Below are 22,736 nucleotides of genomic sequence, written 5' to 3'. Positions count from 1 at the left end.
CGAAAAGCTGGCGAGGATTGACGTTGACTCCGGTCCGGCTTTCCCGCAGATTTCGGGCATTCCTGTCTTTCGGGGGATGTACGGAGGTTGCAATGAAACGTGCGAGATTAGCCATTCTCGCAATCGCGGTCCTGCTCCTGGGCTTGATCGTGAGCACGCCCGCGGCGGCGGTGCCCGATCCACCCGCCGGTGACGACGGAATACACGTCTACGTCGGCGAGCTCACCCCGCAGCAGCTGGACGCGCTGCTGAAGTCGGGCGTCGACCGCGAGGAACTGCGGATCACCAAGTCCGCGAACGGCAAGAAGGTCAGCGTCGAGGCGGTCCTCGGCGCGGCCCAGGCCGAGCAGCTCCGCAAGGCGGGCCTCGGCCTGAAGGTCCAGCAGTCCGCGGCGGCGAGCAGGCAGGCGGCCAAGGGGGACGGCGTCTTCAAGCCGTACAGCGGCGCCGGAGGCATCCGCGAGCAGATCGTCAACGCGGCGAACGCCAAGCCGAACATCGCCAAGGTCGTCGACCTCGGCACCACGGTCAAGGGGCAGCCGCTCACCGCGATCAAGGTGACCAAGAACGCGCGGCAGCTCAAGGACGGGGCGCGCAAGGCCGTGCTCTACATGTCCGCCCAGCACGCCCGCGAGTGGATCACCCCGGAGATGAACCGCAGGCTCCTGCTCCACTATCTGAACGGCTACGGCACCAACCCCGAGATCACCCAGCTGATCGACAACATCGAGATCTGGTTCGTCCCCGTGGCCAACCCCGACGGCTACGACTACAGCTTCACCGGCGACAACCGCCTCTGGCGCAAGAACCTCCGCGACAACAACGGCGACGGGCAGACCACCAGCGCCGACGGCGTCGACCTGAACCGTAACTTCGCCTACAAGTGGGGCTACGACAACGAGGGTTCCTCGGAGAACCCGGCCAGCCAGACCTACCGGGGTCCGAGCGCGCAGTCGGAGCCCGAGACCAAGGCCGTCGACAACCTCGCCAAGCGGATCGGCTTCACCTACATCGTCAACTACCACTCGGCCGCCCAGCTGCTGCTGTACGGCATCGGCTGGCAGCAGGCCACCCCCTCTCCCGACGACCTCATCTTCGAGGCGCTGCTCGGTGACGACGCGACGCCCGCCGTACCCGGCTACGACCCCGACATCGGCGCCGAGCTCTACACGACCAACGGCGAGACCGACGGTCACATGACCAACAAGCACGACGCGCTGACGATCACGCCGGAGATGACCACCTGCGAGGTGGCGGTCGAGAGCGTCCCGGACGACGAGTGGACGCTCGCCGACTGCGCGGGCGGCCTGGGCTTCACCTTCCCCGACAGCGAGGCCCTGATCCAGGCGGAGTTCGCCAAGAACATCCCGCTCGCGGTCGACCTCGCCAAGTCCGTGAAGACCCCCGACACCCCGGTCTCCCCGGTGGGCCGCACGGTCCCCGACTTCCGGCCCGACAGCTTCACCGTCTCGTACGGCGACCCGCAGCCGGTGGCCGTGACCATGCGGCGCTCCCTGCTGACCAAGCAGCTGCGTTTCCGGATCAACGGCGGCCCCGTGCGCCTGCGCGGGCTCAGCGAGTGGAACGGCGGCGAGCGGTACGGCGACGAGAACGACCTGTACTTCGCCGAGTACCGCTCCAAGGTGGAGGGTGCCAGACCGGGGGACAAGGTCGAGGTCTGGTTCACCGGCCACAAGCCCGGCACCGGGACCGTGGAGAGCCAGCACTTCACGTACAAGCTGGAGAAGAAGTCCAACGCCAAGGTGCTCGTCGTGGCGAACGAGGACTACACCGGCTTCAACCCGGACTACCCGGCGTCGGTGACCGCGCCGAAGTACGCCGCGCAGTACAGGCAGGCGCTGCAGACCGCCGGATACTCCTCGGAGACGTGGGACGTCGACGCCCAGGGCGTGCCGCACCACCTCGGGGTACTCGGCCACTTCAAGGCGGTGGCCTGGTATCTCGGTGACGACCGGCTCGCGATGGACGCCCAGGACGTGGAGACCGAGACCCCGTTCGGCCCCCTTCCCGACATGGACGTCAAGCGGCAGCAGCAGGACCTGACCGTCTCCGTCCGCGACTACCTCAACGAGGGAGGCAAGCTGCTCTACACCGGGGAGACCGCCGCGTACTTCGGCTTCTTCGGTACCAGCCTCGGCGGCATCTACTACGGCCTGGACGGCGCGCCGGACTCCGACTGCGTCATCACCTCCCAGGACGGCTTCTTCGAGGAGTGCCTCATCCTCGCCGACGACTTCGCCCAGTACTACCTCGGCGTCTACGGTCGCAACCCGCGCGTCGGGCCGACCGGGTTCACCGGCACCGGTCCCGGGCTGAACGGCACGAGCGGGACCTTCGGCGGCCCGGCGGTCGCCGACAACCCGCTGGACGAGGCGGGCAGCCTGCTGGTGACCAGCGACACGCTGCCACCCGCGCAGTTCCCGCAGTTCAAGAGCTCGGCCTCGGCCGACTACCTCGGGGCGACCGGCCCGTTCGACCCGGCCGAGGGTGACTGGTACGTGGCGGGCCCGCACACCGACGACGCGTACAAGAGGCTGACGCGCACGATCGACCTGGCGGCCGTCCCCGCCGCGCAGCAGCCCAAGCTCCAGTTCCAGCTCTCGTACAACACCGAGCAGGGCTACGACAACGTCATCGTCGAGGCGCACACGGTCGGCCAGGACAACTGGACGACCCTGCCCGACCTCAACGGCGGCACCGCCACCGACGTCCCGGCCGAGTGCGAGGCCGGCTTCCTGCTGGACGAGCACCCGTGGCTGCTGCGCTACCTGACGCCGGGCAACCCCTGCACGCCGACCGGGACCAGCGGTTCCTGGAACGCCTTCACCGGCGACTCCGGCGGCTGGCAGCAGGTGGCCTTCGACCTGTCCGCGTACGCGGGCCAGCAGGTCGAGGTGTCGATCAGCTACGTGACCGACCCCGGCACCGGCGGCGTCGGCGCGTTCGTGGACGACACCAGGATCACCACCACCGGCGGCCAGCTTAGCGCCGAGGGCTTCGAGTCCGGTCTCGGCGCCTGGGCGATCCCCGGACCGCCCCCGGGCAGCCCGGTGGGCGCCGGTGACTTCGCCAGGGCCCAGGCCGACAAGACGGCGGCCGTCTCGACGAAGGACTCCGTGTTCCTCGGCTTCGGCCTGGAGCAGGTGGCCAGCCCCGCCGAGCGCGCCGCCACCATCAAGAAGATCATGAAACACCTGATCGGGTAACCGGGCCGTCCCGCCGGTAACCGGGTCCTATCGGTAATCGGTAACCCCGGCGGCGGGTGACCCCGTCAACCGGATCCGACCGTGAGGCCGGGCGTCACACACGTGGCGCCCGGCCTTCTCGTCCTTCCAGGTCCACCGCGACAGGTCGGGTTCCACGACCAGATCGAGGAACAGATCGAAGGTGTCGATCCTGTTGAGGGTGCGCCGGTAAGGGCGTTGAAAGTTGATGTACCAGCGGTCCAGGCAGTGATCTTGGCCGAAGAACAGGTTGACGCTGAAGAACGCGTGCCGGTCGACGAGGCTGAGCCAGATGGTGTCCCGCCACGTCCAGTGGCCCAGCTCCCATCGTCGTGCGGCGAGGGTGGTGATCGCCGCGTCGCGTGATGCGGTGTCACCGGTTCGCAACCAGTCGATCCACGTGGTTGGAGCGAGACTCTGGATGCCGGGCCAGTAGGCCAGGGCGAGTTCGTGGCCGGTGTCGTGGATGACCCGGTGGGGTGAGGCCGTCCACACCCTGCCGTCGTAGGTATCGCGCCGGATCGCTGTGGCGCCGCTGGGGAAGCGGACTGCTGCGGGGACCGTCATGGGCGCATGGTGCCATGCAGGCGGGCGCTATCGGACACCGAAGAGAACGCGAGCCTTCGGAGCTCGGTAAATCTTTTGGCCTGCGGTGATGTCATGAATACGGCGACTTCTCGCACGGCCGCATCGCAACAGGCAATGGTGGCCGCGGTCGCCCCCGCGATTCCCGGCGATAAGGCCGAGCGCCATCCGGTCGCCCGTACGGCTTCGACATGTCCGGCGTGAACCACAGCGCGCCGAGCGAGCCTGACCTGCCCTGGGAAGGTCACCTGCCATGACATCGAGCAGGTGGATTTCCACGCGACCGACCGAGAGGAAGCTGCTCCCGGCGTTAGTGTGACCAGCCGAAAGGCGGGCCGCCACCAGGGGAGGAACACCATGACGACGCGGTATCGAACGGTTGTGGACGCCATGCTGATCCTGGTCCGCGACGGCAAGGTGCTCCTCGCGCAGCGTCAGAACACCGGCTACGCCGACGGCCAGTGGAACCTCCCCTCCGGGCACCTGGAGGAGGGCGAGACGATTGACGAGGCCGTCGCCCGGGAGGCGTTGGAGGAGGTCGGCATCACGCTGGGCGTCGAGGATCTGCGGTTCGTGCATCTGTGCCACTTCCGCGCCCCCGGGGGGCAGGCCCGGATGGGTGTCTTCTTCGAGGCCACGTCGTGGGAGGGGGAACCGGTCAACGCCGAGCCGCACAAGTGCGCGCGCATCGAATGGTTTCCCCTTGATCGGCTTCCGTCCAACACCTACCCGTACACGGCGGCCGGGGTCGAGCGGTATCGGCAGGGGGCGCCCTACGCGGCCGTCTGGCCCAAGGGCTCCCCGGGCTGATCGGCTCGGTTCGGTGCCGAAACGGTCCGGCCGGGAGACGGGGTGCAGTCTCCCCGGCCGGCTCTCGTCATGGACGAGGCGCGCTCATCCGCGAACCACCCGGCGCGGGCTCCCACCGTTGCCGGTCACCGCGCACGACGGCCCTTTCACACCAGGACCCGGAGCACGTGATTTGACCTCAATCGTGGTTGAGGTCGCAGGCTGGGCTGCGGTGTACACGAGCGAAGGGGAATCCTGTGAAGGCAGCTGCTTTTTTCGAGTTCGGCGGGCCCGAGGTGTTGCGGGTGGCGGAGCTTCCGACGCCCGAGGCGGGTGAGGGGCAGGTGCGGGTGCGGATCAGGGCCGCGGGCGTGCAGCCGTTCGACCTGGCCGTCCGGCAGGGGTGGACCCCCGAGGGGGTCGGCGGTGAGCTGCCCCGCGTGCCGGGCAACGAGTTCGCCGGGGTGGTCGACCAGGTGGGCGCGGGGGTGGACGGGATCTCCGTCGGTGCCGAGGTCCTGGGCTTCAACCTGCTGAGCTCCTACGCCGAGTACGTGGTCGTGCCCGCGGAGAACGTCACGCCCAAGCCCGCGAACATGCCCTGGGACGTGGCGGGCGGGTTCACCGCCGGGACCCAGACCGCCCACATCGCGCTGCGGCAGCTCGGGGTGGGGGAGGGCGACACGGTCCTGGTCCACGCCGCCGCGGGTTCGGTCGGCACGGCGGCGGTCCAGCTCGCCCGGCTCTGGGGGGCGGCCACGGTGATCGGCACGGCCCGCGAGGAGAACCACGACTACCTGCGCGAGCTCGGCGCGATCCCCGTCACGTACGGCGAGGGCCTGCTGGAGCGGGTGCGCGCCCTCGCCCCCGGCGGGGTGGACATGGTCCTGGACGGCGCGGGCGGCGAGGCGCTGGAGGTCTCCCTGCAGCTGGTGAAGGGGGAGCGTATTGTCACGCTCGTCGAGCACGGCAGGGCCGCCGAGCTGGGGGTGCAGCTGACCAGGGGAGTGCGGCTGGCGTCCCGCCTGGCCGAGCTCGCCGCCCTGTACGCCGAGGGCGGACTCGTCTTCCCGGTACGCCGGACCTACCCGCTGGAGCGGGCCGCGGACGCCCACCGCGAGGTCGCCACCGGGCACGGACGGGGCAAGGTCGTGCTGGTCATGGACTGATATGGCCGTATCACTGGTCTTATGGCCGGAACTCTTAGTAAGGTTTCTTGTTAATAACGTGCTATCCGTCGGCTCGTTGGACAGTCCTGCCTCCCATTTCTCGCTCCAGGAGGAGTCCACGTGCATCTGCGACACAAGCTGGCCACCGGTACCGCCGCCGCGATCAGCGTAGGGTCCCTGTTCGCCCTGCTGCCGTCCACCGCGGCGGTCGCCCACGGGTCCATGTCGAACCCGCCCAGCCGGGCCTACGTCTGCAAGACGGAAGGCCCGGAGACCCCCAAGTCGGAGGCGTGCAAGGCGGCCGTCGCGGCCGGGGGCACCCAGGCGTTCTACGACTGGCACGAGGTGTCCCGGCTCGAGGCCGGCGGCAACCACCGCCAGATCATCCCCGACGGCCAGCTGTGCGGCGCCGGACGGGACAAGTATCGCGGCCTCAACCTCACCAGGAACGACTGGCCGGCCACTTCGGTCTCCCCGGGACCGCTGACGGTCACGTACCACGCGACCGCGCCGCACGCGAACAGCAACTTCGAGTTCTACATCACCAAGCAGAGCTGGAGCCCCACCCAGCCGCTGCGCTGGTCGGACCTGGAGCACATCAGGACCTTCAACAACCAGAACCCCACCCAGTTCACCAACTGGACGATCAACCTCCCGCAGCGGAGCGGCCGCCAGCTCATCTTCTCGATCTGGCAGCGCATCGTGGGCAGCACCGAGGCCTTCTACACCTGTTCCGACGTGAACTTCGGCGGTAGCAACCCCAGCCCCTCGCCGACCCCGACGGTGACTCCGACGGTGAACCCGACCCCGACACCCACCCCGACCCCGACGAGCCAGCCGGGCGGCACCTGGAAGGCGGGCACCGCCTACGGGGTTGGCGCCACGGTGACCTACGGCGGCGTGACCTACCAGTGCCTGCAGGCGCACACCGCGCTGGCCGGCTGGGAGCCGCCGAACGTCCCGGCCCTGTGGCGACGTCTCTGACCCGGTGAAATCCGGCCGGGGTGGCCGCCGCCACCCCGGCCGGGCCCGTGGTCTCCCGAGAACCTCCCGAGAATCGAGGAGTTCGTCATGAAGCGTGCGGTTCCGGTGGTCCCGACGGTCGTCCTGGGAATATTCCTGCTCTCCGGCTGTGGCGCCGACAGCATCCAGGAACTCCGTGGAGGTCCGGCCGGTCATGGAGCGCACGGCGCTCCGGTCCAGGCAACGTCCCCCGCCCCCGCCCAGGGCACTGATCACGGCGCGAACAGCGGCTCGGGACAGGATTCGGAACAGGGCTCAGGACAGGGCGGCCACGGTTCCGACCACTCGGCGCACGGCGCCGGTGCGGGACTGCCCAGCCCCTCGCCCGCCCCGCCGATGGGGACCGCCGCGGGAGTCGCCTTCAACCCCCCCGACGTGATGTTCCTGCAGATGATGGTGCCCCACAACACCCAGGGGGTACGGCTGGTACGGCTGGTGCGCGAGCGGCAGGTCCGCCCCGAGGTCAAGGAACTCGCCGAGGCGATCGGCGTGACCCAGGAGCGCGAGTCCGCCTCGATGTCCGGCCTGCTGAACGCCTGGGGGCAGCCCGCGACCGCGAAGGACGACGAGCACGCCGCCCACGGCGGGATGCCCGGGGTGAGCGAGGAGGAGATGGCGGCGCTGATCGCCGCCCCACCGGCCGAGTTCGAGCGGAGGTTTCTCGACATGCTGATCGCCCAGCAGGACGACGCCACCCAGATGGCCAAAGTGGAGGTTGCGACCGGGCTGCACGCCCAGGTCACGGAGATGGCCAAGCGCGTCGACGTCTCGCGTACGGCGCAGATCGCGCAGATGCTGGCCCTGCGTGGTCAGTAAGGATTTGTCCTGTCACTCCCTTTTGTGAGATATATTTCCTACTTGATATAAGGGGAATTAAGGGGAGAGTCATGCGCAAGATCTTTGGGGTAGTGGCCGGATTGATCCTGGCCGGAACCCTGGCCGCGTGCGGGGGGACGTCCACCGACACGGCCCAGCCCGCCGTTGGCACGCCGAAGGCCGACGCCCCGCTCAGGGTCGGGGTCAACCCCGTGCCCCACGGTGAGGTGCTCAAGTACGTCAAGGACAACCTCGCCGCCAAGGCCGGGCTGAACCTGGAGATCGTCGAGTTCACCGACTACGTCCAGCCCAACACCCAGCTCGACGAGGGCAACCTGGACGCGAACTACTTCCAGCACATCCCGTACCTGGAGGAGTTCTCCAAGGGCAAGGACATCAAGCTGAGCTGGGTCGCCCCGGTGCACATCGAGCCGCTCGGCCTGTACTCCAAGAAGATCAAGAACGTCTCCGAGCTCGCCCAGGGCGCCCAGGTGGCACTGCCCAACGACGCGAGCAACCTCGGACGCTCGCTCAAGCTCCTGGCCGACAACGGCGTGATCACCCTCAAGGAGGGCGTCGGCGTCAAGGCCACCGAGCGCGACGTCGCGAACAACCCCAAGGAGCTGGAGTTCAAGCCCCTTGAGGCGGCCCAGCTGCCCCGTTCCCTGGAGGACGTGGACGCCGCGATCATCAACGGCAACTACGCCCTGGAGGCCGGCCTGCAGCCCGCCACCGACTCCCTGATCCTGGAGAAGGGCGAGGGCAACCCGTACGCCAACGGCCTGGTCACCGTCCCGGCCAAGGTGGAGGACCCCCGCGTGAAGAAGCTCGCCGAGATCCTCCGTGGTCCCGAGGTCAAGAAGTTCATCGAGGACAGGTACAAGGGCGCGGTCCTGCCCGCCGAGTAACCGGCCGGTGACCCGTCCGGCGGTTCACCGCCTCCGACGCCACGCCCTCGGGCCGCGTCCCCGCCCATTTCGCGGGGACGCGGCCCGAGTTTTCTGTGGCGGCTTTTCGAGGCCCACGGGCCTGTGACGACGTGTGGGAGGCCGAGGCCCGGATCTACGTCCCTCAGGTGACGTTTGAGATCCGTGTGGGGGATAGATGGTGGTGCGTTGGCTCGAAGGAGGAGATCCCATGACCATCGCAGGCGGCATCGTTCTCATTATGCTCGGCGCCATTCTCACGTGGGCGGTCGAATTCGACATCGCCGGATTCGACATCAACATCGTCGGTGTCATCCTGATGATCGGCGGTCTCGCGTGGCTTCTGTTCGCCGTGTACCGGCTGAGCCTCGCCCGCCGGGCGGTGCCGGACGCCACGGCCACCACCGTGGTCGAGGACCCGGTCGTCCAGCGTCGCACCTACCAGGAGCGTCACTACAACGACCCTCCGGTGGTGTGACCCGCGGACCTCTCCCGCCGGGGAGCCGCGACCTCAGGCGGGTACCGCCCGCCGCTCCGGATCCGTTAGGGACCGGTTCCTACGGGTAGGCGTGCTTTTCAGGAAACGCGAACGGAGGGCACAGGACGTGAGCAGAGTCGTATCCCGCGGTGCGAGCGCCGTGAGCGGAATGCTCGGCGGCGCGATCGCCGGGGTCATCTTCAAGCAGGTCTGGAAGCTCGCGTCGGGCAAGGACGACGCCCCCCAGGCGACGTCGGACGAGTACGGCTGGGGCGAGATCCTCGTGGCGTCGGCGATCCAGGGCGCCATCTTCGGCGTGGTCAAGGCCGCGATCGACCGTTCCGCGGCCCGGAGCATCCACAGAGCCACCGGCAAGTAGCCCCGTGAGGTCGCCGCAGGCGACCGGCCTCATGCCTGAAGGCCCCCGATCCCCTTATGTTCAAGGGGTCGGGGGCCTTGGCGCGTCCGGGGTGGGAAAGAACCGTCAGGCGGCTCCGGGGCACGAGTGGGCAACGCGGGCACCGAGGGCGCCGCGGACACTCTCCGCGTGCCGCGCCGGGACGCGGGAGGAGAGCACCTCCGCGTACACGGCGGTGGTCTGGGCGGCGATCCGGTGCCAGTCGTAGCGGGACCGTGCCCGCGCGACGGCCGCGGCGCCGTAGGCCGCGAGCACGGACGGCGCGGCGAGGAGCCGGCGCAGCGCGCCGCCCAGCGCGTGTGGCTCGCGCGGCGGGAGCAGCAGGCCGGTGACCTCGGGGACGACGGTGTCCAGGTGCCCGCCCACCGCGGACGCGACCACCGGCACGCCGCAGGCCATGGCCTCCAGCGGCACGATGCCGAACGGTTCGTACCAGGGCATGCTGACCACGACGTCCGCCGAGCGCATCAGGATGGGGATGTTCTCCCTGTCCACCCTGCCGAGGAACCTGACGCGGTCCGCCACGCCGCACCTCGCGGCCACCCGCGAGAGCCGGTCCACCTCGGGGTCGTCCAGGTCGCCACCCGCGATGACCAGGGTGGCGCCGGGAATGCGGGCGAGGGCGTGGATCGTGGTGTCCACGCCCTTGCGGGGGACGGGACGGCCGACGGCGAGCAGGACGGGGCCCGGCCCGAAGTCCCTCCTCGGGCCGGAAGGGGTGAAGGAGCTCACGTCGACGCCGCAGGGCACCACCCTCGTCCGGTGCCGGGGCACGCGCATCCGGCGCAGTTCCGCCACCTCGTCGGCGCAGGTCGCGACGACCGCGTCCACGTGGCAGGCGACCATCGCCTCGATCTTGAGGCGCTCGCGAGGGCTGGAGTCGGCGGTGCCCTGGTGACGGCGCTTGACCGTACCGAGGGCGTGGAAGGTGTGCACGATGGGGACCGCGGCGTCCCTCGCGGCGGCGAGAGCGGCCAGGCCGCTCATCCAGAAGTGGCTGTGGACCATGTCCGGTGGCACGGCGCTCCACCGCCTGGCGAGCCACCGGCCGAAGTCCGGGATCCAGGGGAGCAGGTCGTCCTTGGCCAGGGTCATGGCCGGTCCGGCCGGGACGTGGACCACGGTGACCCCGGGGGCCAGGGAGGTCTCCTCGGGCTGGGAGGGGCACTCCCTGCGGGTGTAAACGGTCACCTCGTGCCCGCGCGCGGCGAGCGCGAGGGACAGGGCGGCGACATGGACGTTCTGACCCCCGGCGTCGGCTCCGCCGACGGTGGCGAGGGGACTGGCATGCTCGGAAACCATCGCGATCTTCATAGGCACGACTCCCGCCGGTATGCGAGGCAGGCGTGCCTGCGTCCTGGGCATGGCGTTCTCCCCTGCCCTGACCGGGGACTTTAAACGTGTTTGACCTTGGGATTCACGGGAAGGCGAGCAGTTTTGGACGGAAAGGAGTTCGACGATGGAGGCTCCCCAGTACGTCGCGGCGCGCGTGCAGCGCGCGCTCGCCGAGGACGAGAGAACCACGGAACTCGGCATCCGGGTGGACATCAGAGGTGATCAGCTCTACCTGCGCGGCCAGGTCATCGGCCCCGAACGCCGCGAGCTGATCGCGCAGGTGGCCGGTGAGGCGGCCCCCGGGCTGGACGTCCACAACGAGATCGACATCGTGGACGTACGGGACCCGATGGGTGAGGAGAGACTGTGAGAGACGTGCGGATCGCGGCGGTCGGGGACGTACACCTGGACGAGAGCCGCCGAGGAAGCTATCGCGAGCACCTTCACGACATCGAGAAGAAGGCCGACGTCCTGCTGCTCGCCGGAGACCTGACCAGGCACGGCACCCTGGAGGAGGCGCGGGTCGTGGCGGACGAGTTCCGCGACCTGTCGATCCCGGTGGTGGCCGTGCTCGGCAACCACGATCACCACTCCGACAAGCCCGCCGAGATCGCCGCCCTGCTGCGCGACACCGGGATCGAGGTCCTGCACGACGACGCGACGGTGCTCGACGTCGACGGGGTGCGGCTCGGGGTGGTCGGCGGCAAGGGCTTCGGCGGGGGGTACGCGGGCAAGTGCGCCAGCGACTTCGGCGAGCCGGAGATCAAGGCGTTCGTCGGGCACACCAAGCGGATCGCCGACCGCTGGCGGGTGGCGCTGAAGGAGCTGCAGGCCGACCGCACGGTCGTGCTGTCCCACTACTCGCCGGTCAAGGACACCCTCAGCGGGGAGCCGCTGGAGATCTATCCCTTCCTCGGCAGCTACCTGCTGGCCGAGGCGGTCGACGCCGAGGGCGCAGACCTGATCATCCACGGCCACGCCCACTCCGGTACGGAGAAGGGCGTCACGCCGGGCGGCATCCGGGTGCGCAACGTGGCACTGCCGGTGCTGGGCCGGGCGTACGGTGTGTATCTCCTCTGACACTGACGACGTTGACGACGCTGACGCGCTGGACCCGACGCCGGGTCCAGCGTCGGCGAAGCCGAAGGAACCGGAAAGCCGGAAAAGACGGAAAGCCGGAGGAGAGGCCGCGGATGTGCCTCGGATGTGCGTCAACATGCCGCGGACGTGTCTCGGACATGAAGAAGCGGGCCGGGGAATACCCGGCCCGCGAGTCTTCTGTGGGAGTTCGGGGCGCTTACGTTTTTACGTTCTCGCGAGCGTGACACCCGTGTCGAGAAGCGTGCCGGCCTCGGGCCCGCACAGACGGCGTACGGACGTCAGGCCGTACGGAGCGGTGTGCGGGTCGTGTGGCCCGCACCTGGGCGGTGTGCGAGCGCTGGGCTCGCACCGGTTCGTGCTACCGCGAGCGCGAGGCTCGCGTCACACATTGAAGATGCTGACGCCCCCGGGGCCGACGAGGAAGCCGAGGACGATCAGGACGATCCCCCAGAGCAGGTCGCGACGGGCCAGGATGACGTAGATCCCGGAGATGACGAGGACAACTGCGATGATCCAAAGCAAGGTAGCCATAACCGGCCTCTGCCCTCACAATTCACGACTTAACATCTTCATCATCCTTGGTTCTGTATAGATCAACTATCGGCTGGATGAACCACAGCCAGGCGCTCAAAAGGGCGACGACCCCGGCGAATACCGCCGCGGGCCAGGCGTTGAGAACCGTCTCCGCGACCAGGGCGACCGAGCTCGTCATCGCGACCGCGAGCCCGGCGGCCCCCGCTATGCCGAGCGCGTTGGCGCGGTGCAGCATCTTCTCCTTCAGCCCGGTCCTGAACAGCAGGCGGTGCTGGGCCGCGGGGGTGATGAAGCAGACGGACGCGACGGCCGCGCTCAGCAGGGCGATGAAGAAGAGCCAGCGCCCCAGGGAGTCCACTTTGTTGAAGCCCGCCGCGAACGGAAGGCTGAACAGGAAGGCGAACAGCACCTGCACGCCGGTGACGGCGACGCGCAGGCCCTGTAACAACTCGCCGAGTTCGCGGTCAACCCGCTCTTTCTGTGTCTCACCGGGTTCGGGATGTTCCTTTTGTACGTGTTCAGGGTGAATCATGCGCGTCCTTTACCCAAGCAAAGGTTTGACATGCCTACCTGGGAAGTTATGGGGTACGCGTGGACTATGGGAAGTCACAGTCATGAGGTCACTGACGCGATCCTGGAAACGCTGAAGCGGGCGAGCAGCGGGCTGAAGGAGGCGGACGTCAGGTTCGCGCTCGCCGGAGGTTGTGCGGCCTACGCGCGGGGAGCCGCCCCCTCGCTCCACGACGTCGACTTCGTCCTCCCCCAGGAGGACGTGCCGCTCGCGCTCGAGGCGCTGGGCAAGCTGGGATTCGAGACGTCCAGACAGCCGCCGGAGGACTGGCTGGTCAAGGCCTTCGACGACGGCAAACTGGTGGACCTGATTTTCTCGATCTGCGACCACCCGGTCACGCCCGAACTGCTGAAGCGTGCGGAGCCTTTGAAGGCCTCGGCGGTGATCCTGCCCGTCCTGGAGGCCACCGACCTGGTCGTCTCGTGGCTGTTGCCGCTCTCCGAGCACAGCTGCGACTACGGCTCCCTGCTGCCCCAGATCCGTGCCCTGCGTGAGCAGGTCGACTGGGACCGCGTCGCCGCCGTCGTGCAGGACTCCCCCTACGCCTCCACCTTTCTCATCCTCCTCCAGCGTCTCGACGTCATTCCCGGTCCCATCGACTCCTCGGGCGACCCGACCTGGCCGTGAAACGCGACCGCTAGGGAAATGCGAAGGGGCCCCGCCGGATGGCGGGGCCCCTTCGCGTCATCTCGTCCGGTGTCCCGGGGGCGGAGGGTTCCGGATCAGAAGATTCCGGATCAGAAAGCGCTGGATCAGAAGTTGCCGGGTCCGCCACCGAAGGGGAAGCGGCCGTAGTACTCGCCGATACGGTCGCGATACGCGGGGTCCCTGAAGTTCGACTCGTCGAATTCGGGAGCTTCCTTGATCTCCTGCTTGGTGCGCGCGATGTAGATCTTCTTCTCCTGCGGGTCGATCTGCGTCACCGTGCTCGCGGGCAGGAGGACCTTCTTGCCGAAGATCCACGGGCCTGTGTCGATGACGAGATAGCTCTCGCCCACCTCGTAGGTCGCCTCGTCGACCGAGCCGATCTTCCCGTCGGTGGCCTCGACGTGGTACCCGGCGATGTCGAGTGTCCTGTCCTGGTCGTACACATCGGCTCGATAGTTCCAGAGCTCAGGCTGCATGGTTGAACATCTCCCTTGACTTGATACTCCGGGCTCCGATCACGTACCCGAGCTAGGAGCCCTAAACGGCATCTTCCCAAGTCAGCCGGTATGGAACACTGTTCGCTCCACTCTGTTTCCGCCCGTAGTGCCAGGTCACCACGAGGGTTCACCCCGCCCGCGTCCGCCCGGCCCGGCGCGGATTCTCGCCGCCCGGTGCTTCTGATGCCCATATATCGGCTCATGTACGGACCACAGCGCCGGGTCCGGTAGGCTTGTCGAGGTCAAGCGCCGCTAGCTCAGTTGGTTAGAGCAGCTGACTCTTAATCAGCGGGTCCGGGGTTCGAGTCCCTGGCGGCGCACTTCGAAAAGGCCGTTGGTCTGTGTGATCACACAGACCAACGGCCTTTCGGCATTCCGCCCCGGTGGGCGCGGTCCCGGGATCAGGCTCGCGGGCCCACGGCCACCCTGGCGCCGCGACGGCGCCACAGCAGCCCGGAGACGGCGCCGAGGGTGACCAGGGAGCCGGTGAGCACGAGTGCCCGCCCGTCGGGCCCGCTCTCGCCGCCACCGCCGGTGTCGGCCCCTCCGGCCGGTGTCTCGGCGATCTCGCCGTTCGTGTCCTGCGGAGTCTCGTCCGTCTCGGTCTCCTCGTCCGGCGCGGTCTCGCCGATGGGCTGCGTGGCGGTGTCCGTGGGGTCGGGGTCGGTCCCCTGGCCGCCCGCGGCGACGGTGAGGGGATAGGTCTTCAGGGTGTCCTTGTTCAGGGACTCGCACTCGATCAGCGGGTTGGTGGGCAGGGTCCCGAAGTTGATGGCGGCGGGCTTCACCGCCGCGGTGCCCGGATTGTTCGAGGTGGTCGCGAGCGCGATCTGGGCCGCCGGCAGCGGGATGGGCTGACCCGCGCTGACCGTGTCGAGGGTGCCCACCCCGGTGGCGGAGGTCAGCCCGGGAAGTTTGCTGATGGAGGCGTACGCGTACAGCTTGGTGCCCTCGGGCAGTCCCGCGGCGGGCGCCGTCAGCCCGGTGCCGGTGTAGGTGCCCTGCCAGCCGATCGTGAACTGCTGTCCCGTGGTGGCGGTGGCCGGCACCGTCATCTCGATGTCGATCTCGATGGTCTGCTTCTCGGCCACGCCGTCGGTGGTGCACTCGTACTTCACGATGTCGGCCGCGACGGCCGAGCCCTGCCCCGCGAAGGAGGGAAGGGGTTGCCAGAGGAGGACCAGGCTCGCGGCCAGGGCGGCGACTGAGAGAACCGAGCGAACACGCACGTCGCCTCCTGCTTACGACAGATGGGGCATAAGGGGAGACGGGGGATAAGGGTGTTCGGTTGACACCACGGGTCCGATTCGCGCGGCCCTTCGCTCCCGCGCGTGCGGCGGGGTACTTATCGGTCAAGCCGAAAAGCACCGGACGGGGAGTGTTCGCCCCATCCGGTGCCCGGATCGACTACGAGGCTAGGAGGCGTAGACCTCGAACTCGGAGAGCTGGCCGGCGGGCCAGCCGCTGTTGGCGGTGAAGGTCAGGCGCAGGTGGCGCCTGCTGGTGGCCGGGAAGGTGATGGTGGCCGTGTTACCGGTGGCGGGGTTGAAGGTGTAGGTCGCCGAGCCGACGACGGTGGTGAAGTTCGTCCCGTCGGTGCTGCCCAGGACGGTGACCGTCTGGGTGCGGGTGGCCCAGTCGGCGGGCGGGGGCAGCTTGAGGACGACCCGGCCGACGCTCTGCGTGGAGCCGAGGTCGACCGTGACCGACTGCGGGAAGGCGTTGCTGTTCGACTCCCAGTAGGTGGAGGCGTTGCCGTCCACGGTGTTGCCCGAGCCGTACACCTGGACGTGGCTGGTCTCCGTGGTCGGCCTGCCCTGCGCCAGGTTGGTGACGGGCGCGGAGCCGCCGGTGCCGGTCAGCGCCACGGTCAGCGGCCCGTTCGGGTCGTTGCTCGCCACGCTCAGGGTGCCCGTACGGGTGCCCGTCGCGGTCGGGGTGAAGGTGACGTTGACCGTGCAGGAGGCGCCGGCGGCGAGGGTGGTGCCGCAGGTCCTGGTCTGGGCGTAGTCACCGGTGGTGGCGACCGTGCCGAGCGTCGCCGACCCGGTGCCGGTGTTGGTGACCGTCACGGCCTGCGCCGGGCTGGTGCTGCCGACCGTCCTGGCGGCGAACGTCAGGCTGACCGGGGAGGCCGCCAGCGACACGGTCGGCGGCGGGTTGCCGCCACCCGGGAAGATCTGGAACTCCGAGATCTGGGCCGCGGGCCAGCCGGTGTTGGCGGTGAGGTTGATCCGGACGTAGCGCACGTTCGAGCTGGTCAGCGGGATCGCGATGCTGTTGCCTGTGGCCGGGTCGAAGGTGTGGCCGGCCGAGGCCTTCAGGGTGGTCCAGGTGGTGCCGTTGGTGCTGTCCTGGATCGACAGGGTCTGCGTCCTGGCCGCCCACGCGGCCGGCGGCGGCAGCTTCAGGGTGACGGAGCCGACGCTCTGCGAGGTGCCGAGATCGGCCTGCAGCCACTGCGGGAAGGCGTTGCTGTTCGACTCCCAGTAGGTGGAGGCGTTGTCGTCGTTGGCGTTGCTCGGCGGGAAGCCGCCGTTGGAGCTGCTCGCCGTCAGGGTCGCGCCCAGCGCGAGGTTGGTGGTCGAGCTGATGCCGCTGCCGGTCAGGCCGACCGTCAGCGGGCTGTTCGTGGCGTTGCTGGCGACGGTCAGGGTGCCCGTACGGGTGCCCGAGGCGGTGGGGGTGAAGGTGACGTTGACGGTGCAGGAGGCGCCGGCGGCGAGGGTGGTGCCGCAGGTCCTGGTCTGGGCGTAGTCGCCGGTGGTGGCGACCGTGCCGAGCGTCGCCGTGGCGGTGCCGGTGTTGGTGACCGTCACGGCCTGCGCCGGGCTGGTGCTGCCGGTCTGGCGGGCTCCGAAGGACAGGCTGCCCGGGGAGGCGGTCAGGGCGACGCCGTTGGTGCCGCTGCCGGTGAGGCCGACGGTCACCGGGCCGCCCTGAGCGCTGCTGGCGACGGTGAGCGTGCCGGTGCGGGTGCCCGCCGCGGTGGGGGTGAAGGTGACGTTGACCGTGCAGGTCGCGCCCGCGGCGAGGGAACTGCCGCAGTTGTTGGTCTGGGCGTAGTCGCCGGTGGCGGTCACCGAGCCGATCGGGGCCGCGGTGGTGGCCCCGTTCGTGATGGTGACGGACTGCGCCGGGCTGGTGCTGCCGGTCTGGCGCGCGGCGAAGGACAGGCTGCCCGGGGAGCCGGACAGGCCGCCGGTGTTGCCGCCGCCACCGGGGTAGATGTAGTTCGGCGTGGGCCAGGTGCCGGTGCAGGTCGTGCTGCTGGGGCTCCAGCCGGTGTTACCGGTGCCGAAGACGGGCGTGAAGGCCGCGCCGACGCAGTTGTGGATGGCGACACCCGCGCCGATGTGGTCGGCGCTGACGTTGTTGAACGTCATGTTCGCGCCCGACTGCGCCTGGATCATGTACGTGCCGGTGCCGTCGATGTTGACGTTGTTGAAGTTGACCGTGCTCGTGGTGCCCTCGATCATGTGGATCGCGGCGTACGAGCTGTCCAGGATGTCGGTGTCGGTGACGTTGATGGTGGCGTTGACCGGCTCGTTGAGCCCGCTGAACCAGATGGCTCCGACGCCGAAGTGCCAGTTGAAGTCGTTGTTGCCCGCCCGGAGCAGGGTGTTGCGGGCGACGGTGTGGGTTCCGGCGACCGCGGTGCCCTGGCCGGAGTTGACGCCGGGGTAGCGGTTGGCGATGTGGATGCCGCCGCCGTTGCTGACCGTGTCGGCCACCACGTTGTCGGTGATCTGGATGTCCCTGCCGCCGTACGTGACGATGTTGTTGGCCAGCAGCGTGACGCCCACGGTGTTGAAGGTGAACTTGTTGCCGACGTTCGGCAGCCGTTCCGGCCACATGGCCAGGGCGTCGTCACCGGTGTTGCGCAGGAACGTGTTGGTCACCGTCGAGTTGGTGACGCCGGTGTGGAAGTTCACGCCGTCGGCGGTCTGGTCGAGGATGCGGCTGTTCTTGATGGTGAAGTTGTTCATCGGGCCGTCCATCCAGGCACCGACCTTGGTGTGCTGCATCCACACGTTGTCCACGACCGAGTCGGTCATCGCGCCGCCCATGGCGTTGACCTGGTCGTTGTCCTCGCGCTCCATGACCTCGCCGATGATGGCGAAGTCCTTGAGCGTGACGTTGCGGCTCGGGCCGCCCGCCTCGTGGGCACGGATCTCACCGCCGTAGCCGCCGCCCTGGACGTACTTGCCGTAGACGCCGACGGCCCTGTTGCGCTGGGTGGGGTGGCGTCCGCCGAGCACGCTGTACCAGGGGCCCGCTCCGCGCAGGGTCACCCCGTCGACGACCACGTGGTCGTAGAGGTTGTAGGTCCCCTCGGGGATGTACACCTCCTTGGCCTGGGCCTTGCCGGCGTTGACCGCGGCCTGGAAGGCGGCCGTGTTGTCGACGCTCGTGTTGTTCTTGACGGCGCCGAAGTCGTCGACCGACAGCGAGCCGGCCGGGCGGCCGATCGGGGTGCCGACGACCTCGAAGTCGGCCAGGTCCACGGTGACCGGGATGCCGCCGGTGGACTGGACGCGGACCTTGGCGCCCGCGGCGAGCGTGGACCCGAACATGGTCCGCGTCTCGTCGTAGAAGTGGTGGGGGTTGGTGTCGCCGGGGTTGTTGTTGAACGGGTAGCCGCCGTAGTACCAGCCGTACTTGGAGGTGAGGGTCAGGTCCTTCAGGTGCGTGCCGTTGATCCGCAGGCTGGCTGTGGTGTTCTGCCCGGTTCCCGAGGCGTTGTCCGGCACGCTGTAGCGCAGTGACATCGCGTTGGCCGGCCGGGTGAGCGTGAACTCCACGTACTCACCCGAGGAGTCGAGCGTCACCGCCCTGCGGCCCGAGGCCTCCGAGGGGAGGCGGCCGTAGATCCGGTCGGGGCCGATCACCTGGCCGGAGTGGGCGGTGTCCTCGGCCTCTATCTCGAAGAAGGGCACGGTGGCGCCGCGCCCCGGGAAGTCGAACGGGGAGTCGGCTCGTACGGCGGCCGTGGCGGGGGTGACGGGTAAGGAGGCCAGCCCTCCCGCCATCAGCGCCGCGATCGTGGCGACGGTCCAGGCCTTTAGCCTGCCGGACTTGTTCATCGGCTGACCCTTCACTTTACGAAGAGCCGGACGCTTCGCGGCCAAGGCGCCGGAGACGCCGGCCGCTGGTGCCCGGGGGGTACCCACACCTTAAAATGACGAACAGATTGCTGCAATATTTCAGCTGATACATGAAATGTAACGACCGGGTAGCGCTGGTTCCCGTACGGCAAGTTTCACGTAAGTGCTTGCGCGGCCATGGAAGCCGCTTGCGTGGCGGTGGAAGCGATGCCCGACGGTCCGTTTGGCAGGGTTGGTCCGTTTAATGTGCTCGATGCGGTCGCCGGACTCGCGGCGGGGTGTCCTGGCCGTCCGTCCCGATCACTGGTGAAAAGTCCCGAATGCGGAACACGGGGAGGTTCGCCGGTTTTTTCATCGAAGGTCGATGCGCTGCCATACGATGCTTCATCGTGGTGAGCTGGCACGGTACGGCACGGCGATACGAAATGGCACATCGAAACGAGACGGCCTTGAGCCGGCCGGACGGCGCCCCGGCGCGAGAGAACGGCGGCGGTTCCATGGGACTGAACGAGCGGAAGACGGCGCTGCCCGATGAGTGATCCCGGGCTGCGCTTCTCGATACTCGGGCCGGTGCGCGTCTGGCGGGACGGCGCCGAGGTGGAGATCGGCTCTCCCCAGCAGCGGCTGGTCCTGGCCGTCCTCCTCCTGGCCGAGGGCAGGGCGGTCGGCCACGACCACCTGCTCGACGCGATCTGGGGCGAAGACCGTCCCCGCGCGGCCATGGGCACGTTGCGCACGTACATCTCCCGCCTGCGCTCCGTCCTCGGCGCCGAGGTGATCACCTCGATCGGCAGCGGGTACGCCCTCATCGGGGGGACCCGCGACCTCGTCACGATGGAGGAGCTGTCGCGCGAGGGGAGATACGGCGAGGCTCTGGCGCTCTGGCGGGGAGAGCCGCTCGCCGGGCTGGAGGGGGGCTACGCCCAGGGCCAGCGGGTGCGGCTCGGGGAGCGGCGGCTCGCCGTGCTGGAGCGCAGGCTCGCCCAGGAGGTCGAGGAGGGCAGGCACGCCGAGGTCATCGCCGAGCTGACCACCCTCTGCGGGGAGCATCCGGCCAGGGAGCGGCTCTGCGGCCTGCTGATGCTGGCGCTGTACCGCTCGGGAAGGCAGGCCGAGGCGATAGGCGTGTTCACCGACACCCGGAAACTGCTCGCGGAAGGTCTCGGCATCGACCCCTCGCCCGAACTGGCGGAGCTCTATCAGAGGATCATCACCGCGGACCCCGCCCTCGGCCGGAAGAAGGTGGTGAGCCCGGTCGCCGTACAGGTGCCCCGGCAGCTCCCCGCCGACACCGCGGACTTCACCGGCAGGGAATCCGAGGTCGACGAGACGGTGGACGCCCTGAGGTCGGGGAACACCTCGGCCCTGGTGATCTCGGCCGTGTCGGGCGCGGGCGGCATGGGCAAGACCACCCTGGCCGTCCACGTGGCGCACCGGCTCGCGCCGGACTATCCCGACGGCCAGCTCTTCGTGAACCTCAGGGGCTCGGGGACGCAGCCGCTCGCGCCGGAGACCGTGCTCGCCCGGTTCCTGCGCTCCCTCGGGGCGGACGTCCCCGCCGACACCGAGGAACTGGGCGAGCGCGCGGCCCTGTACCGCTCCACGCTGGCGGACCGGCGGGTGCTCGTCGTGCTGGACAACGCCGCGAACGCGGCCCAGGTACGGCCGCTGCTGCCGGGCGCCGCCGGGTGCGCGGTGATGGTGACGAGCCGCGCGAAGATGATCGGGCTGTCCGGCGTACGCCAGGTCGACCTAAGCGTGATGTCCCACGACGAGGCGATGGCGCTGCTGCTCAGGGTGGTGGGGGAGGCGCGGGTGGCCGCCGAGCGCGAGGCGGCGGCGGACCTGATCGGGGCGTGCGGGCACCTGCCCCTGGCAATCAGGATCGTGGCCGCGCGGCTGGCGGCGCGGCCCGCCTGGAGCGTGGCCAGGATGCGCGACCGGATGGCCGACGAGCGACGGCGCCTGGCGGAGCTGCGCGTGGACGACCTGGCCGTCGAGGCGACGTTCGCCCTCGGCTACGACCAGCTCGACGCCGCGCACGCCTCGGCGTTCCGGCTGCTGGCCGTCCCCGACGCGTCCGACTTCTCGCTGGGCTCGGCGGCGGCCGTACTCGGCATGGACGAGCCGGACGCGGAGGAGGTGTGCGAGGCGCTGGTGGACGTGAGCATGCTGGAGTCGCCCTCCCCGGGCCGCTACCGCTACCACGACCTCCTCAAGATCTTCGCCCGGTCGCGGCTGGACGACGAGAAGGTGCGGCGAGCCGCGCTGGCCAGGCTGCTCGGCCACTACCTCGCGGGCATGACGACGGCCTACCACCTGACCTATCCGGGCATCCCGGCGTCCGGCCCGGACCGGCCCACCGGTGCGGGACCGGCCTTCGCGGACGAGGAGGTCGGGGTGGACTGGGCGGAGGACGAGGAGCAAGGGGTGATCAGCTGCGTGCACCAGATCGCCCAGACACCGGGCAGCGTCCTCTCCGACGCGATACGGCTGCTCGACATGGCGTCCGACGTGCTGGAGACCGACGCGGCCCCCGAGCGCTACGAGCGGGCGGCCGGAGCCCTCGTCGAGGCGGCGGTGGCCCGCGGGGAGCGCCGCGCCGAGGCGCACGCGCGGTGCGTGCGCGGAGGGTTCTGGGCGGGCCGCTGGTTCCTCGACGCGGCGATCGAGGACGGCGTCGCCGCGCGGGACCTCAGCCTCGCCGAGGGTGACCTGGCGCGGTACGCGGAAAGTCTCAACCTGCTGGCCATGGTCCTGTCCAGCCGCGGATCGAAGACCGAGGCGATCGCGATGTACGCCGAGGCGATCGAGGTCTGGCGCGCGCTCGGCGATCGGAGCAGCGAGACCACCGGCCTGGGCAACATGGCGCTCGCGCTCGCGTCGGTCGGCAGGACCGGCGAGGCGGTGGAGGCCGTGGAACTGGCCGACCGCACCATCCGCGAGCTGGGCGGCGGGGCGGATCCCGACATCACGTACCAGTCGGCCATCGTGCTGCGCGACGCCGGACGCCCGGAGGAGGCGCTCTCCCGGCTCCTGGAGACGCAGAAGGCGTACCGGAGGCTCAAGCAGCGCCTCCGGGAGGGAGCGACGCTGCTGCGGATCGCCGAGACCTACCTCGTCATGGGACAGCTGGACTGTGCCGTCGACTACGCCGAGGACTCGCTGGCCCTCATGGCGGAGGCGGGCGACGAGTGGATCCAGGGCAAGGCGCTCGTCGCGCTCGGCCAGGCCTTCTCCGGGCTCGGCCAGCCGGGCCGCGCCGGGGCGTGCCTGACCGAGGCGCTTGAGATCTTCGTGCGGCGGGGCATGCCCGAGGCCGGCGAGGTACGGGCCCTGCTGGAGCGGGACGAGGTTTCACGATGGAGCACCGAGCCGAAAGAGACCGCCCTGACCTGCTGAGCACACGCCCTCCGCGTCCGCCCGGTTCGCGTGCCGGTTGTGGGGTGTGCGTGACCGGTGGGCCGGAGATGGGTGGGAAACACCGTGCTCG

At 69.3% G+C, this 22,736-nt stretch carries 19 protein-coding genes and 1 tRNA gene; 13 read left to right on the top strand and 7 right to left on the bottom strand.

Going from position 1 to position 22,736, the window contains the following annotated elements; all coding sequences use genetic code 11:
* Positions 1 to 92: 92 nt before the first annotated feature.
* Positions 93 to 3,227 carry a M14 family zinc carboxypeptidase gene (locus ACSDR0_RS20380; RefSeq protein ID WP_435290429.1) on the top strand — a complete coding sequence of 1,045 codons (3,135 nt, stop codon included), beginning with the start codon at positions 93 to 95 and terminating at the stop codon, positions 3,225 to 3,227.
* Positions 3,228 to 3,254: 27 nt separating this feature from the next.
* Here ACSDR0_RS20380 and ACSDR0_RS20375 read toward each other — a convergent pair whose 3' ends face one another.
* Positions 3,255 to 3,812 (bottom strand): DUF402 domain-containing protein, encoded by a 558-nt coding sequence (locus ACSDR0_RS20375; RefSeq protein WP_435290428.1) that lies wholly within the window; start codon positions 3,810 to 3,812, stop codon positions 3,255 to 3,257.
* A 375-nt stretch (positions 3,813 to 4,187) separates the two neighbouring features.
* Here ACSDR0_RS20375 and ACSDR0_RS20370 point away from each other — a divergent pair, with 375 nt between their 5' ends.
* The 7 genes from ACSDR0_RS20370 to ACSDR0_RS20340 all read left to right on the top strand — a co-directional run bounded on the left by ACSDR0_RS20370 (position 4,188) and on the right by ACSDR0_RS20340 (position 9,410).
* Complete coding sequence (locus ACSDR0_RS20370) at positions 4,188 to 4,640, top strand: NUDIX hydrolase (RefSeq protein ID WP_435290427.1); 453 nt, start codon at positions 4,188 to 4,190, stop codon at positions 4,638 to 4,640.
* Between the two features lie 236 nt (positions 4,641 to 4,876).
* A complete protein-coding gene (locus ACSDR0_RS20365) occupies positions 4,877 to 5,788 on the top strand; it encodes an NADP-dependent oxidoreductase (protein ID WP_435290426.1) in 912 nt (303 codons plus the stop codon).
* A gap of 120 nt (positions 5,789 to 5,908) precedes the next feature.
* Positions 5,909 to 6,772 (top strand): lytic polysaccharide monooxygenase auxiliary activity family 9 protein, encoded by an 864-nt coding sequence (locus ACSDR0_RS20360; protein WP_435290425.1) that lies wholly within the window; start codon positions 5,909 to 5,911, stop codon positions 6,770 to 6,772.
* Positions 6,773 to 6,859: 87 nt separating this feature from the next.
* Positions 6,860 to 7,627: a DUF305 domain-containing protein gene (locus ACSDR0_RS20355; RefSeq protein ID WP_435290424.1), complete on the top strand. Its 768-nt coding sequence runs from the start codon at positions 6,860 to 6,862 to the stop codon at positions 7,625 to 7,627.
* 71 nt (positions 7,628 to 7,698) lie between these two features.
* Positions 7,699 to 8,535, top strand: coding sequence for a MetQ/NlpA family ABC transporter substrate-binding protein (locus tag ACSDR0_RS20350; RefSeq protein ID WP_435290423.1), 837 nt, complete (start codon positions 7,699 to 7,701; stop codon positions 8,533 to 8,535).
* A gap of 229 nt (positions 8,536 to 8,764) precedes the next feature.
* Complete coding sequence (locus ACSDR0_RS20345; protein WP_435290422.1) at positions 8,765 to 9,031, top strand: DUF6458 family protein; 267 nt, start codon at positions 8,765 to 8,767, stop codon at positions 9,029 to 9,031.
* A 127-nt stretch (positions 9,032 to 9,158) separates the two neighbouring features.
* Entirely contained in the window at positions 9,159 to 9,410 is a 252-nt protein-coding gene (locus ACSDR0_RS20340; protein WP_435290421.1) for a DUF4235 domain-containing protein, read from the top strand.
* 105 nt (positions 9,411 to 9,515) lie between these two features.
* Here ACSDR0_RS20340 and ACSDR0_RS20335 read toward each other — a convergent pair whose 3' ends face one another.
* On the bottom strand, positions 9,516 to 10,763 hold the full coding sequence (locus tag ACSDR0_RS20335; RefSeq protein WP_435290420.1) for a glycosyltransferase: 1,248 nt from the start codon (positions 10,761 to 10,763) through the stop codon (positions 9,516 to 9,518).
* 145 nt (positions 10,764 to 10,908) lie between these two features.
* Here ACSDR0_RS20335 and ACSDR0_RS20330 point away from each other — a divergent pair, with 145 nt between their 5' ends.
* Positions 10,909 to 11,154 carry a BON domain-containing protein gene (locus ACSDR0_RS20330; protein ID WP_435290419.1) on the top strand — a complete coding sequence of 82 codons (246 nt, stop codon included), beginning with the start codon at positions 10,909 to 10,911 and terminating at the stop codon, positions 11,152 to 11,154.
* Positions 11,151 to 11,864 carry a metallophosphoesterase family protein gene (locus tag ACSDR0_RS20325; RefSeq protein WP_435290418.1) on the top strand — a complete coding sequence of 238 codons (714 nt, stop codon included), beginning with the start codon at positions 11,151 to 11,153 and terminating at the stop codon, positions 11,862 to 11,864. The genes ACSDR0_RS20330 and ACSDR0_RS20325 overlap by 4 nt, the downstream gene beginning before the upstream one ends.
* A 402-nt stretch (positions 11,865 to 12,266) precedes the next feature.
* On the opposite strand, the gene ACSDR0_RS20320 is transcribed toward ACSDR0_RS20325, so the two are convergent.
* Both ACSDR0_RS20320 and ACSDR0_RS20315 read right to left on the bottom strand, forming a co-directional pair.
* On the bottom strand, positions 12,267 to 12,416 hold the full coding sequence (locus ACSDR0_RS20320) for a GPGG-motif small membrane protein (RefSeq protein WP_184719841.1): 150 nt from the start codon (positions 12,414 to 12,416) through the stop codon (positions 12,267 to 12,269).
* Between the two features lie 22 nt (positions 12,417 to 12,438).
* Positions 12,439 to 12,951, bottom strand: a complete 513-nt coding sequence (locus ACSDR0_RS20315) for a DUF6328 family protein (RefSeq protein WP_435290417.1) — start codon at positions 12,949 to 12,951, stop codon at positions 12,439 to 12,441.
* Between the two features lie 66 nt (positions 12,952 to 13,017).
* On the opposite strand from ACSDR0_RS20315, the gene ACSDR0_RS20310 reads away from it, so the two are divergent.
* Entirely contained in the window at positions 13,018 to 13,617 is a 600-nt protein-coding gene (locus tag ACSDR0_RS20310) for a nucleotidyltransferase family protein (protein ID WP_435290416.1), read from the top strand.
* Positions 13,618 to 13,742: 125 nt separating this feature from the next.
* On the opposite strand, the gene ACSDR0_RS20305 is transcribed toward ACSDR0_RS20310, so the two are convergent.
* Positions 13,743 to 14,114: a PRC-barrel domain containing protein gene (locus ACSDR0_RS20305; protein WP_435290415.1), complete on the bottom strand. Its 372-nt coding sequence runs from the start codon at positions 14,112 to 14,114 to the stop codon at positions 13,743 to 13,745.
* A 267-nt stretch (positions 14,115 to 14,381) separates the two neighbouring features.
* On the opposite strand from ACSDR0_RS20305, the gene ACSDR0_RS20300 reads away from it, so the two are divergent.
* A tRNA-Lys gene (locus ACSDR0_RS20300) sits at positions 14,382 to 14,455 on the top strand.
* A gap of 81 nt (positions 14,456 to 14,536) precedes the next feature.
* On the opposite strand, the gene ACSDR0_RS20295 is transcribed toward ACSDR0_RS20300, so the two are convergent.
* Positions 14,537 to 15,364: a hypothetical protein gene (locus ACSDR0_RS20295; protein ID WP_435290414.1), complete on the bottom strand. Its 828-nt coding sequence runs from the start codon at positions 15,362 to 15,364 to the stop codon at positions 14,537 to 14,539.
* A 186-nt stretch (positions 15,365 to 15,550) separates the two neighbouring features.
* Complete coding sequence (locus tag ACSDR0_RS20290) at positions 15,551 to 19,222, bottom strand: choice-of-anchor D domain-containing protein (RefSeq protein WP_435290413.1); 3,672 nt, start codon at positions 19,220 to 19,222, stop codon at positions 15,551 to 15,553.
* A gap of 552 nt (positions 19,223 to 19,774) precedes the next feature.
* Between ACSDR0_RS20290 and ACSDR0_RS20285 the strand changes: the two genes are divergently transcribed.
* Positions 19,775 to 22,645 (top strand): BTAD domain-containing putative transcriptional regulator, encoded by a 2,871-nt coding sequence (locus ACSDR0_RS20285; RefSeq protein ID WP_435290412.1) that lies wholly within the window; start codon positions 19,775 to 19,777, stop codon positions 22,643 to 22,645.
* Positions 22,646 to 22,736: the final 91 nt, after the last annotated feature.

Origin of the sequence: Streptosporangium sp. G11, assembly GCF_051192615.1 — a bacterium.
In the GTDB taxonomy this organism is placed as follows: Bacteria; Actinomycetota; Actinomycetes; order Streptosporangiales; family Streptosporangiaceae; genus Streptosporangium.
The sequence above is the reverse complement of the archived record's forward strand: the minus strand, read 5'-3'. Positions and strand labels throughout refer to the sequence as shown.

Bases quoted from the DNA above. Each gene is read 5' to 3' on its own strand.
- ACSDR0_RS20380 (WP_435290429.1), top strand. From the start codon at position 93: ATGAAACGTGCGAGATTAGCCATTCTCGCAATCGCGGTCCTGCTCCTG.
- ACSDR0_RS20375 (WP_435290428.1), bottom strand. From the start codon at position 3,812: ATGACGGTCCCCGCAGCAGTCCGCTTCCCCAGCGGCGCCACAGCGATC.
- ACSDR0_RS20370 (WP_435290427.1), top strand. From the start codon at position 4,188: ATGACGACGCGGTATCGAACGGTTGTGGACGCCATGCTGATCCTGGTC.
- ACSDR0_RS20355 (WP_435290424.1), top strand. From the start codon at position 6,860: ATGAAGCGTGCGGTTCCGGTGGTCCCGACGGTCGTCCTGGGAATATTC.
- ACSDR0_RS20350 (WP_435290423.1), top strand. From the start codon at position 7,699: ATGCGCAAGATCTTTGGGGTAGTGGCCGGATTGATCCTGGCCGGAACC.
- ACSDR0_RS20345 (WP_435290422.1), top strand. From the start codon at position 8,765: ATGACCATCGCAGGCGGCATCGTTCTCATTATGCTCGGCGCCATTCTC.
- ACSDR0_RS20335 (WP_435290420.1), bottom strand. From the start codon at position 10,763: ATGAAGATCGCGATGGTTTCCGAGCATGCCAGTCCCCTCGCCACCGTC.
- ACSDR0_RS20330 (WP_435290419.1), top strand. From the start codon at position 10,909: ATGGAGGCTCCCCAGTACGTCGCGGCGCGCGTGCAGCGCGCGCTCGCC.
- ACSDR0_RS20320 (WP_184719841.1), bottom strand. From the start codon at position 12,416: ATGGCTACCTTGCTTTGGATCATCGCAGTTGTCCTCGTCATCTCCGGG.
- ACSDR0_RS20315 (WP_435290417.1), bottom strand. From the start codon at position 12,951: ATGATTCACCCTGAACACGTACAAAAGGAACATCCCGAACCCGGTGAG.
- ACSDR0_RS20310 (WP_435290416.1), top strand. From the start codon at position 13,018: ATGGGAAGTCACAGTCATGAGGTCACTGACGCGATCCTGGAAACGCTG.
- ACSDR0_RS20305 (WP_435290415.1), bottom strand. From the start codon at position 14,114: ATGCAGCCTGAGCTCTGGAACTATCGAGCCGATGTGTACGACCAGGAC.
- ACSDR0_RS20290 (WP_435290413.1), bottom strand. From the start codon at position 19,222: ATGAACAAGTCCGGCAGGCTAAAGGCCTGGACCGTCGCCACGATCGCG.
- ACSDR0_RS20285 (WP_435290412.1), top strand. From the start codon at position 19,775: ATGAGTGATCCCGGGCTGCGCTTCTCGATACTCGGGCCGGTGCGCGTC.